Below are 743 nucleotides of genomic sequence, written 5' to 3'. Positions count from 1 at the left end.
GGGAGGGGGGTATTCACCCAAGTAAAGGCGTTGTTGGCGGGCTGGGCGGCGGAGATCCGGGCGGCAGCGGTTTCCATGGCCTCCTGCTGGCTCACCTCGCCGGTACGGAGCTTTTGGGCCAGCTCCAGGGCGGTCAGTTCATACAGTTCCATTTGCTCCACCTCACTCTACCGCTTTGGGTACCAGGAAGGCCTCGCCGTCGGCGACGGGGGCCCCGGCCAGCAGGGCGGCCCGGTCACAGGACGGGACCACCTCGTCGGGCCGCATGACGTTTTTGACCGGGAAGACGTGGCTCAGAGGCTCGATGCCGGAAGTGTCCAGACGGTTGAGCACGTCCATATAGGCCACGATGGTCTCCAGCTCAGCGGTCATGGCGGTCTTTTCCTCCGGGGGCAGGCGCAGCCGGGAGAGCTGGGAGATATAGTCAACCATTTCTTCGGTGATTTTCATAGCTATCCTCCTTATGGAACACGTTGCAAGGTGGGAGACCTTCCCCCCTCAGGGGGGAAGGTGCCCCAGTGCGCACACTGGGGCGGATGAGGGGGAGTAAGGGGAAGCCCCCTCATCAGTCAGCCCTTCGGGCTGCCAGCTTCCCCCCTGAGGGGGGAAGCTCTCTGAAAACGACGGGCCTCAGGGCTCCAGCCGGGTGCGGTCCCGGGGGAACAGACAGGCTTTGCGCACGTTGTCCAGACCGCATTCCCCACCGGCGCGGCCGGTGGGGGTCCCCGGAGCGATTTTACATG

Annotated in this window: 1 protein-coding gene; it reads right to left on the bottom strand. The window is 64.6% G+C overall.

Annotation, left to right across the window (positions count from 1 at the left end; translation table 11 throughout):
• Positions 1-162 precede the first annotated feature (162 nt).
• Positions 163-450, bottom strand: a complete 288-nt coding sequence (gene gatC, locus H6B51_RS17210) for an Asp-tRNA(Asn)/Glu-tRNA(Gln) amidotransferase subunit GatC (protein ID WP_204884811.1) — start codon at positions 448-450, stop codon at positions 163-165.
• Positions 451-743 lie beyond the last annotated feature (293 nt).

Source organism: Pseudoflavonifractor phocaeensis (assembly GCF_016901955.1).
Taxonomy (GTDB): Bacteria; Bacillota; Clostridia; order Oscillospirales; family Oscillospiraceae; genus Flavonifractor; species Flavonifractor phocaeensis_A.
The sequence above is the reverse complement of the archived record's forward strand: the minus strand, read 5'-3'. Positions and strand labels throughout refer to the sequence as shown.